13 protein-coding genes and 4 pseudogenes are annotated in these 16,817 nt (G+C 58.8%); 15 read left to right on the plus strand and 2 right to left on the minus strand.

From position 1 onward, the window contains the following. The first annotated feature begins 8 nt into the window (after positions 1-8). The 13 genes and pseudogenes from FNZ07_RS21015 (at position 9) to FNZ07_RS21075 (ending at position 13,038) form a co-directional block, all read left to right on the plus strand. Positions 9-902 carry a phage tail protein gene (locus tag FNZ07_RS21015; RefSeq protein ID WP_091018743.1) on the plus strand — a complete coding sequence of 298 codons (894 nt, stop codon included), beginning with the start codon at positions 9-11 and terminating at the stop codon, positions 900-902. Further along, positions 877-1,083, plus strand: coding sequence for a tail protein X (locus FNZ07_RS21020; protein WP_091018741.1), 207 nt, complete (start codon positions 877-879; stop codon positions 1,081-1,083). The genes FNZ07_RS21015 and FNZ07_RS21020 overlap by 26 nt, the downstream gene beginning before the upstream one ends. 43 nt (positions 1,084-1,126) lie before the next feature. Then, the gene (locus FNZ07_RS21025) at positions 1,127-2,179 is read left to right on the plus strand and encodes a phage late control D family protein (protein ID WP_091018738.1); all 1,053 of its coding nucleotides are present in this window, start codon (positions 1,127-1,129) and stop codon (positions 2,177-2,179) included. Between the two features lie 83 nt (positions 2,180-2,262). After that, on the plus strand, positions 2,263-2,754 hold the full coding sequence (locus FNZ07_RS21030; protein WP_091018736.1) for a hypothetical protein: 492 nt from the start codon (positions 2,263-2,265) through the stop codon (positions 2,752-2,754). Further along, a complete protein-coding gene (locus tag FNZ07_RS21035; protein ID WP_091018734.1) occupies positions 2,751-3,314 on the plus strand; it encodes a glycoside hydrolase family 108 protein in 564 nt (187 codons plus the stop codon). Before FNZ07_RS21030 ends, FNZ07_RS21035 begins: the two co-directional genes overlap by 4 nt. Beyond that, positions 3,311-3,925, plus strand: a complete 615-nt coding sequence (locus FNZ07_RS21040; protein ID WP_091018732.1) for a hypothetical protein — start codon at positions 3,311-3,313, stop codon at positions 3,923-3,925. The genes FNZ07_RS21035 and FNZ07_RS21040 overlap by 4 nt, the downstream gene beginning before the upstream one ends. 195 nt (positions 3,926-4,120) lie before the next feature. Continuing rightward, positions 4,121-4,345, plus strand: a pseudogene (locus FNZ07_RS21045) (DNA adenine methylase); the annotation flags it as partial. 63 nt (positions 4,346-4,408) lie between these two features. Next, positions 4,409-5,433 (plus strand): annotated as a pseudogene (locus FNZ07_RS21050) (IS110 family RNA-guided transposase). Between the two features lie 239 nt (positions 5,434-5,672). Beyond that, positions 5,673-6,238: pseudogene (locus FNZ07_RS21055) on the plus strand (DNA adenine methylase); the annotation flags it as partial. Between the two features lie 269 nt (positions 6,239-6,507). Further along, the gene (locus FNZ07_RS21060; protein WP_091018730.1) at positions 6,508-9,357 is read left to right on the plus strand and encodes a type VI secretion system Vgr family protein; all 2,850 of its coding nucleotides are present in this window, start codon (positions 6,508-6,510) and stop codon (positions 9,355-9,357) included. A 3-nt stretch (positions 9,358-9,360) separates the two neighbouring features. Next, positions 9,361-11,409 carry a phospholipase D-like domain-containing protein gene (locus FNZ07_RS21065; RefSeq protein WP_143098161.1) on the plus strand — a complete coding sequence of 683 codons (2,049 nt, stop codon included), beginning with the start codon at positions 9,361-9,363 and terminating at the stop codon, positions 11,407-11,409. A gap of 3 nt (positions 11,410-11,412) precedes the next feature. Further along, positions 11,413-12,723 (plus strand): SEL1-like repeat protein, encoded by a 1,311-nt coding sequence (locus FNZ07_RS21070; protein WP_245811718.1) that lies wholly within the window; start codon positions 11,413-11,415, stop codon positions 12,721-12,723. A 27-nt stretch (positions 12,724-12,750) separates the two neighbouring features. Continuing rightward, positions 12,751-13,038 carry a PAAR domain-containing protein gene (locus tag FNZ07_RS21075; protein WP_091018728.1) on the plus strand — a complete coding sequence of 96 codons (288 nt, stop codon included), beginning with the start codon at positions 12,751-12,753 and terminating at the stop codon, positions 13,036-13,038. 31 nt (positions 13,039-13,069) lie between these two features. Here the strand turns inward: FNZ07_RS21075 and FNZ07_RS21080 are convergent, their stop codons facing one another. Further along, a complete protein-coding gene (locus tag FNZ07_RS21080; protein ID WP_143098160.1) occupies positions 13,070-14,209 on the minus strand; it encodes an SEC-C metal-binding domain-containing protein in 1,140 nt (379 codons plus the stop codon). A 421-nt stretch (positions 14,210-14,630) separates the two neighbouring features. On the opposite strand from FNZ07_RS21080, the pseudogene FNZ07_RS34130 reads away from it, so the two are divergent. Beyond that, positions 14,631-14,768, plus strand: a pseudogene (locus FNZ07_RS34130) (DUF72 domain-containing protein); the annotation flags it as partial. A gap of 40 nt (positions 14,769-14,808) precedes the next feature. Here FNZ07_RS34130 and FNZ07_RS21090 read toward each other — a convergent pair. After that, positions 14,809-15,896, minus strand: a protein-coding gene (locus FNZ07_RS21090; RefSeq protein ID WP_091020698.1) for an IS3 family transposase whose coding sequence is annotated in 2 segments (ribosomal slippage) — positions 14,809-15,644 and positions 15,644-15,896 — 1,089 coding nt in all. Because the reading frame shifts where the segments join, the coding sequence is not laid out codon by codon here. Here FNZ07_RS21090 and FNZ07_RS21095 point away from each other — a divergent pair. Next, the gene (locus tag FNZ07_RS21095) at positions 15,881-16,717 is read left to right on the plus strand and encodes a DUF72 domain-containing protein (RefSeq protein ID WP_143098126.1); all 837 of its coding nucleotides are present in this window, start codon (positions 15,881-15,883) and stop codon (positions 16,715-16,717) included. The two genes, FNZ07_RS21090 and FNZ07_RS21095, sit on opposite strands and share 16 nt — an antisense overlap. The last annotated feature ends 100 nt before the right edge of the window (positions 16,718-16,817 follow it).

The following is a 16,817-nucleotide window of genomic DNA, read 5'->3' on the forward strand; positions in this document are numbered from 1 at the left end:
GGTGTGCCGTGGATTTTGTGACACAGATTACGCAGGCAGCAACGCAGGCCAGCATCGCAACCGAGCGTGTACGCGGCATGAACCGCGTCTATGAGCGCAACCGCCCGGCCAGCGAAAACACCGTAGCCGTGCTGCAGAAACTGGCGACCGGCAACCTCGATAACGCGGCCGAACTGCTGTCAGGTGCGGGCAGTGCGCTGTCGGTCGCGGGGGATCTCAGCCCGAAGGTCGGCACGATCATGCGCGGCTTCAACGCCGTCCAGTCGTCGGCCGGCAGCGTGCTGAAGATGGCGGGTGCATCGGGCAATCCGGTGATCAAGGCCGCAGCCGAATCGGTGACGGGCGCACTCGGCGATGTCCGCACGAAGTTCAATGCATGGGCGGGCATCAAGGAGACGCCAGCGCCGGGCTCAGTTGGCACATCCGTCGCGACGTCGACTGGTGCGGGGACACTGTTCTCCGGTCTCACTGGTGGTGCCTCGACGGCGACGCCTCACCTGATGACCCTGAGCTCGGACAGAGGCGACACGTTCCACTTCAACCTGTCCACGGCCGCCTTCGACCGCCTGCGTCGCACCACGAAGTACAAGGTCGCGTCGCAGGAGCGTCTGAACCGTCAGGAAGCACTGCAGGCGGTTAGCCAGGGTGGCGAAACCATCACGCTCTCGGGCGTGGTGTTCGCAGCGTCAGGCGCTGGTGCGCGGCAGCTCGATGCACTGCGCGCGATCGGTGGACGCATGGTGCCGGTGCTGCTGACGACCGGCTACGGCGAAGTGCTCGGCCGCTGGTATCTGCAGGGTGTCGAGGAAGAGCAGGAAGCGTTGATGTCGGACGGCACCCCGCGCAAACAGACTTTTAGCCTGGAGTTCGGCCGCTATGGCGAAGACTATAAGAACGTGTGAGGGCGACGTGCTCGACACGATCTGCTACGCGGTGTACGGGTCGCTGGCCGGAACGGTCGAGGCGGTCTATGAAGCCAATCCGGGCCTCGCGTCATACGAACAGCCGTTCGCCGCCGGCATCACGATCGTGATGCCAGACGTCGACGCGCCGCGCAGCGAGCCGGTGCAACTGTGGACCTGATGCAGATGGTGGGCGGGTCCGATGATGAAGAGCGGGAGCAGACATGCAGGCAGTGTTCCAGATCGTCGCGAATGGCGACGACATCACGAAGGTGATTCAGGATCGTGTGCTGCGGATCCACACGGTCGACAAGCCGGGGCTCGATGCCGACGAGTGCGAGATCGAGCTCGACGACCGGGACGGCAAGATCGAGTTTCCGCCCAAGGGCGCTACGCTGAAAATCTCGCTCGGCTGGCTGGGCAGCGGTCTTGCCTTTCTCGGCGAGTACACGATCGACGAGATCGCGCTGAAGGGACCGCCGTCTTCGGTGATCATTCGCGGCCGTCCCTCGAACATGCGGGCGAGCTCGAAGACCCATCGTTACGGTAGCTGGGAGAACGTCAGGCTGGCCGACGTGGTCGGCGACATCGCACGGCGCAACGGGTGGACGCCGGTCTGCGCGATCGACGCGATGGTGCCGAGAGCCGACCAGTTCGGGGAAAGTGATCTGCACTTCGTCACGCGCCTCTCACGGCTGCACGGTGCGACGGCCACCGTGAAGGCCGGCAAGCTGATCGTCGCGGGTCGCGGCGCGGGCAGAAGCGCGAGCGGCCTGCCGCTGCCGTCGATCACCCTCACACCGGACGTACTCATCGACTACGAGATCACATTCGCGGACCGCGCAAGTTTCGCGGCAGTCCGCACGCGCGTGCATGACACGAAGACGGGCAAGAAAATTGACCTGGTCATACCGAACCCTGACGCCCCAAAGGGAGCGACCGCAGTGCATACGGAGCGGCATGCCTTCGCGAGTCACGAAGCAGCGAAGGCAGCGGCCGATGCCCGGTTACAGAAGCTGAACCACCACACCGCGAAGAGCACGATGCTGATGCAGGGGCGCGCGGACTTCTCTGCCGAGAAGACGGTCACGCTGAAGGGTTTCAAGAAGGAGGCGGACGGCGATTTCCTGATCGACTCGGTGACGCACGACTATGCGGGCCGCAGCTGGGAAACGCGGGTCGATCTCAACGCCGGCAACAAGGGCAAGGCGAAGGTCGGGCACGGCAAAAAGCCGACGAAGACCGTCAATCTCGTCGTGCCGGCACCACCGCATTGAGATGACGTATCGCAGCAGTGCGGAACGTCGATGCAGGACAGCGAATCACGACAACGAGCCGCCGACATCGAGGCGGCTTTTTTATGGAAATGGGCGGCCCGATGGTGGATCAGCGAAGTGAGCAGCGTAATGCGCAGCACAACACCGATCTCGCGGTGCAAATTGCGCGCTTTGGGGAGCAGCTGCGCAACGTGGCGGCCAGCGTCGAGGACATCAAGACGTCAGTGAAACCCGTTGCAGCACTCGATCGTGCGATTGCGGAAATGTCGATCCACAACCAGAACGCGCGCAAGGACATCGAGCTGCTGTGGGCGCGGATGGATGAGGGCAAGAAAGGCCGCGACGCACTCGCAGAAGCGATCGATGGCGTAGACGGGCGGGTCGCAGCGATGCGCAACACGGCGAAGGGTGCGATGTGGGTCCTTGGCATCGTGCTGGGCGTCGTTCAGACACTCATGGTGGGCTCAATCGTGTGGGTGTTCACCCATATCAACGAGGGTGACATTCTCAATCGCGTGCAGCAGCAGCGCATTGAGGTTCTTGAACAGGTCATTAACAAGGGGGCGAAGCAATGACGCTTGATACAAAAATCAATGCAAAAATCGACGCACTGATCGGCCGGGAAGGCGGGTATTCGAACAATCCGGCGGATGCGGGTGGCGAGACGATGTGGGGGATCACCATCGCGGTAGCCCGCGCGTTCGGCTATACCGGTCCGATGCGTGATCTGCCGCGCACGACGGCTGCACAGACCTATCGTAGCCGCTACTGGCTGCAGCCGAAGTTCGATCTCATCGATGCGGTATCGCCTGCGCTCGCTGGGAAGCTGTTCGATATCGGTGTGAATTCCGGGCAGGCTACGGGCGTGCTGTTCCTGCAGCGCGCACTGAACGTGCTGAACCAGAACGGGCGGGCGTTTCCCGATATCGCCGTGGACGGTGGGGTCGGTGCACTGACCGTGGCCGCGCTGAAAGCATTTCTTGCCGCGCGTGGTGCGGACGGACATCGGGTGCTGCTCGGCATGGTGGCCGCGCAGCAATCGGTCTGGTACATCGAGTGCGCCGAAAGGCGTCCGGCAAACGAGACGTTCGAATACGGCTGGCAGCTCAACCGGGCATTCGGGGTGAGCGAATGATGGATCTATTGAAAACCGTTGCGCCCTGGCTTGTAACTGCGTTGACGGGTGGAGTGCCGGGCATCGCCGCAATGGCGGCATCCGCAATCGCGGGCAGGCTCGGATTCGACGACAGTTCGGTCGATGCGGTGAAAACTGCGCTCACCAGCCAGCCCATGACGCCCGAGCAGCTGCTCACACTTAAACAGGCCGACGACGACTTCGCCCTGAAAATGCAGCAGGCCGGATTCACGCACGCGGAGAACATGGCGGGTATTCAGGCGCAGGCCGACCGCGTTGCAGCTGACGACCGGGCGAATGCGCGCAATCTCGCGGTGACCGAGCACGATCACACTGCGCGCAATCTTGCCTACATGTACACGGTCGCGCTCTTCGCAGTGATCGGTCTGGAGTTCGTGCTCGCGGCGAAACAGATCAGGCTCGACGAGGGCGTCATGCGTGCGCTCGATACGCTCTTCGGAATTCTGATCGCGATGGTGCTGGGCTCGAAGGAATATTTCTTCGGCTCGTCGTCGCGTGCGGACCGGCAGGCTGCTGCAATCACGCAGTTTGCGGTATCACCGGATACGGTCGTGACGCAGGCCGCGTCGCGGACATCGTCCGGAGTTTGATGCACTTGCATCAGACGAGTCGCAAAGCAACTTTGATCACGGTGTACCCGTGATGAGAGAACAGGGCGACGGGGAGTCTGTTAGCGCATTCTTCCCGCCACCTTTCCACTGCATCAACCAGTGAATTAGCCACGGCCCTGCTACCTGTCGACAGGCGGCCCGGATTCTACCAGAACCACAAAAGGCAACTTCACGATGGCTCTTCCCATCATTCCATGGATCGGCGGCAAGCGCCGTCTCGCGGATCATCTCATTCCACGCTTTCCGGCACATGAGTGCTATGTGGAGGTTTTTGCGGGCGGCGCAGCGCTGTACTTCATGCGTCCGCCGGCGAAGGTCGAAGTCATCAACGACGTGAACGGCGAACTGGTCAACCTCTATCGCGTGGTGCAGCACCACCTCGAAGAGTTTGTGAGGCAGTAATGATATGGTCAGCCCACCCTCCGGGGTACGCTAACTCTCTCATTGCCGCCAGGAGTTGTCATGGAAACCGTCACGCTGTTGGGGATCGATCTCGGTAAGCATAGCTTCCACGTTCACGCCCAAAGTCGTACCGGGCATCAGGTCTGGCGGAAGAAACTGAATCGCTCGCAACTCATCGAGACGGTGGCCAACACACCGATTTGCAGGATCGTCATGGAGTCGTGTTCCGGAGCACATTTTCTCGCACGGAAGTTCGCGCAGTTCGGGCATGACGTGCGCCTGATTGCCCCGCAGTACGTCAAACCGTTCGTCAAGGGAAACAAGAACGACTTTGTCGATGCGGAAGCGATCTGTGAAGCAGCCTCCCGCCCGGCAATGCGCTTCGCGGCGGCCAGGAATGAGCATCAGCAGACCATGTCAGCATTGCACAGAACCCGGGACCTGCTGATCCGGAATCGCGGATCAGCACACAACCAGATCCATGCCTACCTGGTTGAATTCGGCATAGCGATCAGCAAGGGACCCGCGGCCATCAGAAAGTTGCCGGCGGTCCTGGAAGCGAACGAGCTGCCGCCCCGTCTGGTCGCGCTGCTCGAACAACTCCGGAATCACATTATTTACCTCAATGAACAGATCCAGACGATCGAATGCGAATTGAAGGCACTGCTGTCGGAAGACGAAGCAGCGCAACGTCTGCTCACGATCCCGGGTATTGGCCCAATCACGGCAAGTGTTCTTGCGACGCAGGCCGGGAACGTTCGGCAATGCAGGACTAGCCGCGATTTCGCCGCCTCGCTGGGCCTGGTGCCGCGTCAGTACAGCACGGGAGGCAAGTCGACGCTGCTCGGCATATCGAACGCGGGGACAAGCACCTGCGGACGCTGCTTGTCCAATGTGCCCGAGCAATCATGATGCACATTCACAAACGAACTGACGCCATGGCTATGTGGGTACGACAGCTCCTTGAGCGCCGGCATTCAAGTGTCGTGGCCTGTGCACTTGCAAGCAAGCTGGCGAGGATCGCCTGGGCAGTGTTGAGCGGCAGCGCTGCCTACATTCCCCACCCGACACGAGCTGTTCGGTAGATTTATCAAGCCTTCCTGTTTTTGCGGCGACAAACGTAGATGACGACAACGGCAATCGGCCTCGCGAAGAACCTGACATTTGAATCAGCTTTCGTAGCTGCGACAGTTTTGAGGATCGTGGGGTGCGAATTTTCATCGTGGACGAGGGGGATGTTCTCTCCTGCAAGAGTCCGGATACATTAGTGCACGCTTTTGCCTTCGTCGAAGTTTGTGGTTGCAAAAAATGGGCTGACCATACATTCAAGTGGGCACTGTCGAGCCGGCAGGTGTTCAGGTGGTTGCAGGATACGGTCCCGGAAACGCTCACCGATATCCAGCGCGCAGCACGCTTCTACTACCTGCAGCAGAACTGCTTTGGCGGCAAGCTGGAAAGCCAGACGTTCGGCACGGCGACGACCGCACCGCCAGGCCTGAACCTGCTGCGTCTCGAAGAGAACCTGTCGGCAGCGCATTTGCGCCTGTCGAGTACTTACATCGAGCAGCTCGACTGGAGGGCTTGCGTCGACAAATATGATCGACCGCATACGCTGTTCTATCTCGATCCGCCGTATTTTGAAACCCAGGGCTACGGTGTGCCGTTTCCCTATTCTGAATATGTCGAGATGGCATCCCGGCTTCGCTCGTTGAAATGAAAGGCGATTGTAAGTTTAAATGATCACCCTGATATCCGCAGTGCGTTTGACGGCTTTCACATCGAAACAGTCGATATCAGATACACGGTAGGCGGGGTGGTCAGGAGGCACTGCGCCGGGAGGTCATCATTTTCAACTGGGACGAGGCCACGCAACCTGCTGGACTATTCTGAGCGACTGGCCGGTAGGGCAATAGGGACAAGGGATGCCGGGAAATTTGGCATCCCGTCGCAGCCGTCGGCAAAGTCACTTTTGACGGTGCCGGCTCTTGCCAGTACGCTCGCGCCCTTAGTCGCGACTTGTCGCTGGGCTCCTGATTCATACTGCATAGCTGGGTTTTAGGGTTAATGGATTTAACATTCCCTTAGATTTTCTCTGTTACCGAACGATGACGGGCATGTAAAATCAGACGATACGAGCTGAATATAAAGTCAGAGGCGGCATGGATACCCAAAACATAATCGGGGCGATCAGGGGCGGTCTTTCGCAGCAGGACCGCCTGCTTAAACTGGACACACCGGCAGGAAATAATGTCCTGCTGCCCCAGCGAGCCATCGGGCGCTCGCGAATTGGCCGCGACTTCACGTGGACGATCGATGTCGTGTCCACGTCCGGCGATGTCCAGCTCAAGACGCTGATTGCCCAGCCGGTCACCCTGTGGGTCCAGCAGACGGACCATTCCTATCACCCGCATCATGGTTACGTTCATACCGCCCGGCGTCTTGGTGCGGACGGTGGGCTGACTTCGTACCAGCTTTCGTGCGCCTCATGGATGTACTTCCTCCGGTACCGCCGCGACCAGAAGTACTGGCAGGACAAGCCGGCTGACCAGATCATCTCGGACGTCTTCAACCAGCACCCGCAGGCGCAGGGGATGTTCCGTTTCGCTCTCTCGCAACCGCTGCCGTCGCGCTCGTATTGCCGCCAGGATGAGACCGACTGGAACTTCGTCCACAGACTGCTCGAATCCGAAGGCCTGTACGGGTTCTGGCAGCAGGCCGATGACGGCAAGTCGCACACGCTGGTGATTACCGACCGACTCCAGACACTCCCGGCGTTGACGCCGGAGCAGGTCAAGTTCTACCGCGCGGGTACAGGCAGTGAAACGGATGCGCTCGTGCAATGGGCGGGTACCCGCACGCTGCAATCGGCGCTACTGACAACCCGCACGTTCGATTATAAAAGTCCGTCGACGCCCTTTAATCCGAAGGCGACGAACATTCCGACGATGGCGAACCAGGGTTCGTTGCCGTCGCAGATGGAGGTGTACGAATACACGGGCGGCTATACGTATCCGGAGCAGACACGGGGCGACCATCTTTCGAAGATCCGCATGGAGGAGTGGGAGTCGCAAGCGAAACGCTTCGAAGGTGAAGGCGGGCTTCGCGCGATCGATGCGGGGATGCGCTTCACGATTGCCGATCACCCGGAACACGATCAGGACGCAGCGGGTGAGCGGGAGTTCGCAACGATCGAGGTGGTGTGGACCATCCTGAACAACCTGCCGCTGTCAGGGCATGAGGCTAACTATCCGCATAGCCTGTCCCGAGAGTTGAAACAGGCTCAGGCTGCTGACGCAGGCGGTAAGTCCAAGGTGTCACATGCCGACGGTTCGACGGGTTTTTACCATGTCGGAATCGAGGCGCAGCGCACGACGGTGCCGTACCGCAGCCCGTTCGAACACCGGAAGCCGGACGCGAAGCTGGAAACGGCGATTGTGGTCGGCCCGAAGGGAGCTGAGGCGTTCACTGACGAACTGAACCGGATCAAGGTGATGTTTGTCTGGGACCGGATCAACCAGGGTGATGAGCGTGCGTCATGCTGGGTGCGCGTGGCGCAGTCGGATACGGGTGATGGCTACGGCTCGGTGCACATGCCGCGCGCGGGTGAGGAGCTGCTCATCGGCTACGTCGGAAATGATATTGACAGGCCAATCGCCCTTCATCGCGTCTATAACGGCGCAGCGAAACCGCAGTGGCATTCGAACAGCCTGCTTTCAGGCTTTCGATCGAAGGAGTTCTCGGGAGACGGCTTCAACCAGATGGTCATGGACGACTCGACCGGCCAGAACCGTGTGCATCTTTATTCGAGCAGCGCGAATGCGCAGCTCCACCTCGGATATCTGATTAACCAGAGCGGCAACAGTCGCGGCAACTTCCTTGGCAGCGGCTTCGACCTGAGTTCAGACGCGTATGGGGCACTGCGCGCGGGCCAGGGCCTATACGTGACGACGCATCCAGTCACCAGCCAGCCGCTCGATGCGCGTCAGGCGAGTAACCAGCTGGTCGGTTCAGAGGGTGTGCTGGAGGCATCGTCGCAGGCGAGCGAAGCCTCACAGGCTGAAAGCCTGAAGGATGGACACGACGCGCTGAAGAGCTTCACCGATGCGACGCAGCACAGTACGTCGGGGGCAACAGGCGGGGGCGGTGTCACGGCCGGCGGCGGCTCAGGAAACGCCAATGCTTTCTCACAGCCGGTGATGCTGTTTGCCGCGCCGTCAGGCATCGCGCTGTCGACGCAGAAGTCGGCGCATATTGCGACCGATCAGCACATCAACCTGGTAAGTGGCCAGAGCACGCACATCGCGACAGGCAAGTCGCTGATCGCGAGCATCACGAACCGGTTGAGCCTGTTCGTGCAGAACGCGGGCATGAAGCTGTTTGCGGCGAAGGGCAAGATTCAGGTGCAGGCGCATGCGGACAATGTCGAGGTGACTGCGCAGAAATCATTGCTGCTGGTCTCGGCGACGGAGAAGATCCAGGCGGCCGCGCAGCAGGAGGTTCTGCTCACCTCCGGGGGCGCGTATATCCGCATCAAGGATGGCAATATCGAGATCCACGCGCCTGGGAAAATCGACTTCAAGGGTGCAGACCACGCGTTTAGTGGCCCGACACGGATGGACGTCACCAACCCCGCGTTCAAGGACATGCCGACGCGCCGTTTGACGTTGAACACCTTTGCGTCGCCGGCAGCGACGGGTGTCGTCCCAGCGGGCATGCCATACAAGCTGTTTGCGGACGGTGCGCTGGTGAAGCAGGGTGTGTTCGACAAGACTGGCCAGTTGCCAATCGATCATCACGTGACGACACAGAAATACACGCTTGAGATGTCCAACGGTGACAAACATGAGATTCCGGTTCCAGGCGAGTATCGGGACCCGGTCAATGGAGCGCTCGCGAATCAGGGGTTCCAGTTTCATCAGGGGTCCCCTGAAGGCGGCGCCACACCATCGGACCGGGCCGCACACCGCCAGGACTACAGTAACCTGCTCAATCCTCCCTCGGAGGCATAGGACATGACGAATCCGGCTAGTAGTGCCCCCGCATCGATAAGCAGCCCTATTTCGCTTGATATCTCGGCGTCGCTCAATACCGTCACCTCCACAACGCCGTGTGCGCTGAACCAGACGAGCAGCGGGACAGTAAACATGCGATGGTTCGTGGAGTACACGGAATATGACCCGTGTGGTGCCACGTTCCAGCCGCTCATAAACGGCGAGAATGCGTTCCGCCGGATATACGACGCGATTTTAAGTGCGAATCACACCGTCGACATCATCTGCTGGGGGTTCCAGCCATCGATGTATTTCAGGCGGGATGGCACAGGGATGAAAATCGGCGAGCTGCTCGAACACGTGGGGAAAACGAAAAACGTCAAGGTTCGACTGCTCTGCTGGGAGGACCCAACGCACCTGGCGGAGTTGAACGAGAACAACATGCCGGGCAACAGTGTGCTTACCGGGGTAAAGGCAGGTTTGAAAGACGCCACGTATGCGAAGCACCCGACGACGCTCGCAAAAGACTACCAGACCGACGATGAGCGGAAATTCGACACTGAATGGTACTGGCGTGCGAACCTGAACAATGTCACGTCCCCCGGGCTTCTTGCAACTGTCGTCCCTATTGATGCGGCAAGGTCGGCCTATTTCAAAAAGCAGGCGATCAAGAATCTTGATTTTGCCACGCGCGGATTTAGCACGTTCAACCGTGCGGAAATCGCGTGGTACACCTTCTGGCATGGCAAGGACAAGAAGCGTGACCTGCAAACCAAGGCAGAGAACAGCGCGACCATGGGCCTCACGGCGCCAACGCATCATCAGAAGATGGTGCTGGTCGACTACGAAGATCCGGAAAACGCCGTTGGCTTTGTGATGGGCCACAACATGCTCGACCAGTACTGGGATACGAGCGCTCACAGCTGCACGCCCAAGACACCCTCGACTGGGCGTAACGGCCCATATCCGTGGCAGGACATGTCGAGCTTCGTCACGGGCCCGGCCTTGCAGTACCTGAACGAGAACTTCTGCGAAGCATGGGACGATGCGACCGGCCAGAATCTGACCAAAGCCCGTAAGGGGCTGAAAACGCGGCTGAAGCTAAAGGCCGGCGTCACGCCGTTGATGGCGCAGGTGCTGCGCACGCAGTCGCAGAAGGGCAAGCGCGACATCGAGAAGCTGTATCTTCGGGCAGCGAACAACGTCGCGCAGCACATCTTCATCCAGAACCAGTATTTCCGATGGGTGCCGCTTGCCGACGCGATCAAGGCGACTGCGAAGAAACAGTATGGCGATGGACGGGACGCTGGCAAACACGGCCCGATATATCTGTTCGTTATCACGAACTCCAGCGATGCGGCGATTGCCTTCGGAACGGTCAACACCTATCGTATGCTCGATGCCCTGGGACAGGCAAAGGACATCCCGGGCGTCGCATCACTGGAGCTGGATGATGCGCGACAGGCCGACCTGAAGAAGCAACTCGCAGATGTCTCGTATCATCAGCAGGATGCAAATAACGACCTTCTCGGCGCAATGGAGATCCAGGGCGACGGTGATTCACCGGCCGCTGCACAGCAACTGGCAGATGCGAAGCAGAAGGTGGCCCAGTTAAAGCAGCAAAGAGCCCACATCGAGTCGCAGATGAAGAGCGCACCGCCGGAGGCCATGAACCGGGACTATCCAGGACTGAAGGTGCAAATCTGTACGCTCGTCGCGCCAGATTCGCCGCCTGGCAAGTGGGTTGATATTTACGTTCACGCCAAGGTGATGACCGTCGACGATGCGTTCACGACGCTGGGCTCGGCGAACATCAATAACCGCAGCATGGAAGGCGACAGTGAATTGAATATCTGTCATGTGGACGGAGACACGACGAAGCTATTGCGCCAAGATTTGTGGGGCTTGCATACCGCAGGACGAGGCGTCGACGACAACCCGACTGAAGCTTTCAACCAATGGACGAAAATCGTTGACCGGAATGCAGATAACCAAAATAAGCATCTCGCGCCTGTTGCTTCTCTTGTCGGCTTTATGCGAACGTCCAATGTTCGTACTTACGTGGACTGATCAGTGAACAAGGCCTACCTGTTCATTCCGCTCGCGCTGCTTATTTGTGCCTGCACACACAAGGAAGACACAGTGGTTTCCTCGTTACCAGACTTGAGCGCTGTACGCGCCAACCTCGCTTTCACATGTACGCATGAGACCGATCACCTTCCACCGCTCGACCCGCAGGCGGACGCTCTGTTCCAGTATGGAAGGTATCTGCAGAAGAAGGATGGCCCGAAGGACTTCAATGGCGTCGCGCGCTACTACCGGATCGCTGCGGCCCATGGTCACTACAAGGCCAATCAAAACGTCCAGTTGCTGGTCTCTCAGGGGCTCGCAGATTCACCGGACGCTCCGAAGGAAACGGTCGCACTCGCTGCACAACTGGTCGAGCAGGGCGTCGCTGGTGGTTACTATGACATCGGCCATTATCTTGAAGCGGGCTATGGCCTGAAACGAGACCCCGAAATGGCTCTCCGCTATTTCCGCAAGGCCGCTGATCTTGGCAGTCCCGAAGCCCAGGCTTATGTTGGCAAACTATTGGCGCCGATGGAAAAGGCGCCAATGATTGCCAGACAAATGCGTCGATGCGCGACTGATCAGGGATTTGGGGAAGCCGCGAGCGCGCTAGGTATTGACCTAAGCGGTGACAAGGACTATGCAGACGCAGTTAGGGCATTTCAACGGGGTGTCGAAGCTGGAAGCACAGAATCGGCCTCTTTTTTAAGAGATGGGTTCAAGGGGCCGCCACCTTCGGATCAATTGAATTACCTCGCACTATCCAACGACCCCGAGCGTTCGCGACGTTACGGGTTAATCGGGAACTTCCTTGACGCCAATGATGGCCGAAACCCGAAGGTCCCGGATGTCGACAAGATCGTGCCACTGCCGCCCGCAAAGCTGCCGCCCTGGGACGGTAGCTTCCAGTGGCAGAAGGAGCAGGACGCGGCAGTGCCACCGCAGAAACCGTCAGACGAACTCATCGATCAGCTCGCGAAAACGAAGAATCTTGATCCAGCAACTGGCCTGCCGCTCGCTGGTTTTTCAACCAAGACCGCGGTGACAGATCAACCCGCGACTGTCGCCGCGCGCCTGCCGATCGGGACGCTTGCCACCACCGGTGATCTATGTCCCGAAGACGGCGTCTGGTGCGCAAAGCTTGGCAAAGGCCAGACGGGCGACGGGCAGCGGCGCTTCCTGAAGGGCGACGTGTTGCCATCGCTCGTCGTGCATGAGCCGCGCAAAGTAGCTTTTCTGGATCAGGTAATGGGACCGCGCCAGCAGATGTCGAAAGTGCAGTGGGAACTTGTCGGATACATTGACCAGGCCTGATCTGCCCGACATAACGGAACCACGACCATGACCCGCTACATCATCCAGACCGGCGACAAGACCACGGCCAACGGCACGGTGCTGGCCCGCTCCACCACGCTCGGATTAAACGACCGCAACATTGCGCACGAAAACGATGAAGTTTCGTGTCCTGCATGCAACGCGACCGGCAAGATCCAGTGTGATGGCCCACGCGTTCCGATGAAGGGGCCGGACGGGCGACGTGTGGCGTTGAATGATGACCTGTGCATCTGCAAATGCGATCCACCGCCGAAACTAGTCGCCTCGCAGCAGGCAATGTCGGTTGACGTGTGACGTAGGCTCTACGCCTATGGTGCATTTAAGGCTAGGGGATTGTTTCCGGGACGTTAGAACGCTGAAAGAACGCGTTGGCTACTCTGGATACGATGTCTTCGTGTGGGGACGGGATAGCGGGGGTTGCCAGCCCAATTTTGTAGTACCACAGCGCTGTCCGGACGGGGTGAACGAAGTCTTTGAGGAAGTAGTGTGTTGGATCGTTGGTAAACACAATGCCGTTTGCGGGGAACCTCTCCGTCTTGAAGCCGTGGTTGTCGCAGTCCTCCACTGTGGCCTGTAGTTCGCGCAGCCATGACTGATATTCAGTATCGCTCGATGGTGGTGGGAGATTGACGTCGATAAAGATGTAGTAGGGGATTTTTGTTTTGAGTGTGAGCGCGTCGTGTAACGCGCGAACTATACCGATGGATTCTCCTGGTACCCATTGTTTGCCGTTCCTCTGGCCATGTATGCCAGGTCTGTGGCGACTTTTAGCCTCGACTGCGAAACGAACACCAGTAGCGGGATCGGTCGCGATGAACTCCGGGTGGTCGGTGGTGTTGTCTTTTTCATTCTCAAATTCGATTGTGAATCCTGCAGCGATAATGCTTGCTGTAACGCATAGCTCGTACAACGCCCCCTGAAACTGGTCGATTATGCGGAGTCGTTTGAGTATGGTTTTGGTAAGCGTTGCGTTGTTGCGAATCGTGAAGAGGTCGTAGGACATCCTGAGCCACGTTCCTTTCGCGCCGATGGGTGCGAAACCTACGGGCGTAGGTGGTTGGTTTGGATCTTCGTCGTGGGCTGTCATAGCATTTGCCCAATCTCCTAATGGGTGTCGCGATCCCTGCGATTTGGCTCGTTCTGCGTCGAGCCAGTCGTAGCCAATGGTTGTAGCGCCGAAGTAGTTTAGGAAAGCGGGAAAATTACATGTATCGGTATCGACTCGGTGAAGCTCGCTACCTACCGCAAAAATGTGGCCACCGCCGAATGATGCGTGAACAGGCATGCGTGCGCGACCATGTTTCTCACGGAACACCCCTTGAAGGGCTGCTTCTCTTGCGAAGTGTTCAGCGGCCTTTCTGAACGTTTCCTGTGAGGGTGCGTTCGAAACGAGCGCGTGGCAGTTCTTGTATTCTTTTCCACTACCACACGCACACCGCAATTTATTTTCTGCTTTCTTTGTCATGGTCCACCTTCGTGATTAACCGCCCCAAAGTTTCCGAAAATCCGGTGCGTTCGGGTGCGGAGTGGGGCGCGCTCCATATACCTGACCGGCTCGCCTCTGCTGACTCTCAACGCCTCGACACAGTTCTTTCAGCGCGGCCAGGCGGGTAGCTAGTGGTCTGTCGTCCTCGGTAAGACTCCGGCATCGCCCGGCGATCTGACTAAGATCCGACACAAAGTACCGCTGATTCTGTACCTCCAGTATCAGGCGCCGAACATCGTCTATCGGGTACTGGTGCCACCAGGCCCGCAGTTCGTCGTACTTGGGCGGCTCGAAAGGGGGAAGGATCATTTGATGGACATTTGATGCTGTATGAATATACAGTATAGGCTCGACTTTCGATAACGCGGTAGTGCCTGCGAGCCGCGAAAAAGGGGGAGCGATGTCGATCAGAATTGGTACCGCGTCCTGGACAGATGTCACGCTTATCAAGAGCGGTCGTTTCTATCCGAAGGGCTGCACAAGCGCCGAGGCGCGTCTCAGGTTCTACGCCGGCCATTTCCCCTTGGTCGAAGTCGACTGGTAGTCCCCCCGCATTTAACGGAGTTCAGAAGTAGAGGTCATGCCGCGATGGGCAACTTCTGTTTCGGCGGTACGCCGCCGATAGCCGTGTTCGGCCGCTCGTGATTGTATGACCATAGCCACCTGGTCGCATACTCCTGAACATCGGCCACCGTCTCGAAGAGGTAGTGGGCGAGCCAGTCGTATCGAACCGTTTTGTTGTAACGCTCGATGTACGCGTTCTGTTGCGGCTTGCCGGGCTGGATAAACTGCAGAACGATGCCGCGTCTCATGGCCCAGTCCCTGAGCGCATCGCTGACATATTCCGGCCCGTTGTCGCAACGGATCTTCAGCGGCTTGCCGCGCCATTCGATCACCTGATCCAGCGACCGGATAACGCGTAGCGCAGGCAACGAGAAGTCCACCTCGATACACAGGCCTTCCCGGTTGAAGTCGTCGATCACGTTGAACAGCCGGATGCTACGGCCATCAGCAAGCTGATCGTGCATGAAATCCATTGACCAGCACTCGTTCAGTGCTTGCGGCACGGCCAGCGGTTCCGGCTGCTCACGCACCAGCCGTTTGCGTGGCCTGATCCGCAGATTCAGCTCCAGTTCGCGATAGATGCGATAAACACGTTTGTGATTCCAGGTAAAGCCCTTGACATTGCGCAGGTACAAGAAACACAGGCCGAAGCCCCAGTTGCGCTGGTTGTGCGTGAGTCTCACAAGCCACTCGGCGATCACGCTGTTTTCCGCGCAACGCTTTGCCCGGTAACGGTAGCAGGTCTCGCTTACGCCGAACGCCTCACAGGCCGCCCGTACGCTCATTGCCCGTTCTCTGACTGCACGCATGGCCATCTCGCGGCGACGAGATGGCCTCACCACTTTTTTTCAAGCGCCTCGCGCACCACCTCGGCCTTGAGTCGCTCTTCAGCGTACATCTTTTTGAGTCTCGCGTTCTCCGCCTCAAGCTCCTTCATCCGGGTCATCAGTGCCGCGTCCATGCCGCCGTACTTCGAGCGCCATTTGTAGAAGCTCGCGCTGCTCATCCCGTGCTCGCGACACAACTCCGGAACGGGTGTTCCGGCTTCGGCCTGCTTCAAGATCCCAATGATCTGGCTTTCCGTGAATCTGGACGTCTTCATGCAAAATTCCCTGTCAATCTGCTGCTAGAAAATTCTACCTTGAACACCCGTTAATTCGCGGGGGGACTACCGACTCATCCTATTACGCGATGCCAAGTGCCAGTAATAGCGCGCTGTGGGTCGAACGCACGCCCGGTGGTTTCACCTTCAACATGAAGGCGTTCCGCCTGTTCACGGGCCATCAGACTGAGCGAAAGTTTTTCCCGAAGGATCTGCAGAGTGAGCTACCACAGACGGGCAAAGCCAGTCTGTATTACCGCGACGTGCCGGCGCCGGTCATTGAGGAAATGTGGGCTCGATATTTCGAAGCGATCGAACCGCTGCGGGTAGCGGGCAAACTGGGCGCTGTGCTGTTCCAGTTCGCGCCGTGGATGACGAGCGAGCCGAAGAACAGGGCGCACGTCGAGCACTGTGCCAAACGGATGCATCCATACCTGACGGCCTTCGAGTTCCGGAACAAAAGCTGGCTGGACGAAAGGCACTCGCAATCGACACTCGACTTTGAGCGTGAGCACGGCATCGTGCACGTAATCATGGACGCGCCCGAAGGGGTGTCGAATCGTGCGCACACGGTTTGGGATGTGACGTCGCCGGAGCTTGCCATTGTCCGGCTGCACGGCCGCAATGCGGAGACATGGAGCGGTAGTTCATCGGCCGCGGAACGGTTCAATTATGACTATAGCGACGCCGAGCTATGCGAACTATCCGGGCCAGTGCGTGAGGTTGCGGCGAGGGCGGGGCAGGCACACGTTATTTTCAATAACTGTTACGAGGATGCAGCGCAGCGCAATGCGCTCACGATGATGAATACCCTGAAGTGAGCGGCGTGAACATCGTAATCGAGTGGTATGAAAACAATCTGCGTTTACGGTTGAAATTCAAGCACCCCGCCATCGGCGCGCACGGCGGAGCGAGACCTAG

The sequence above is a fragment of the Paraburkholderia megapolitana genome (assembly GCF_007556815.1).
Taxonomy (GTDB): domain Bacteria; phylum Pseudomonadota; class Gammaproteobacteria; order Burkholderiales; family Burkholderiaceae; genus Paraburkholderia; species Paraburkholderia megapolitana.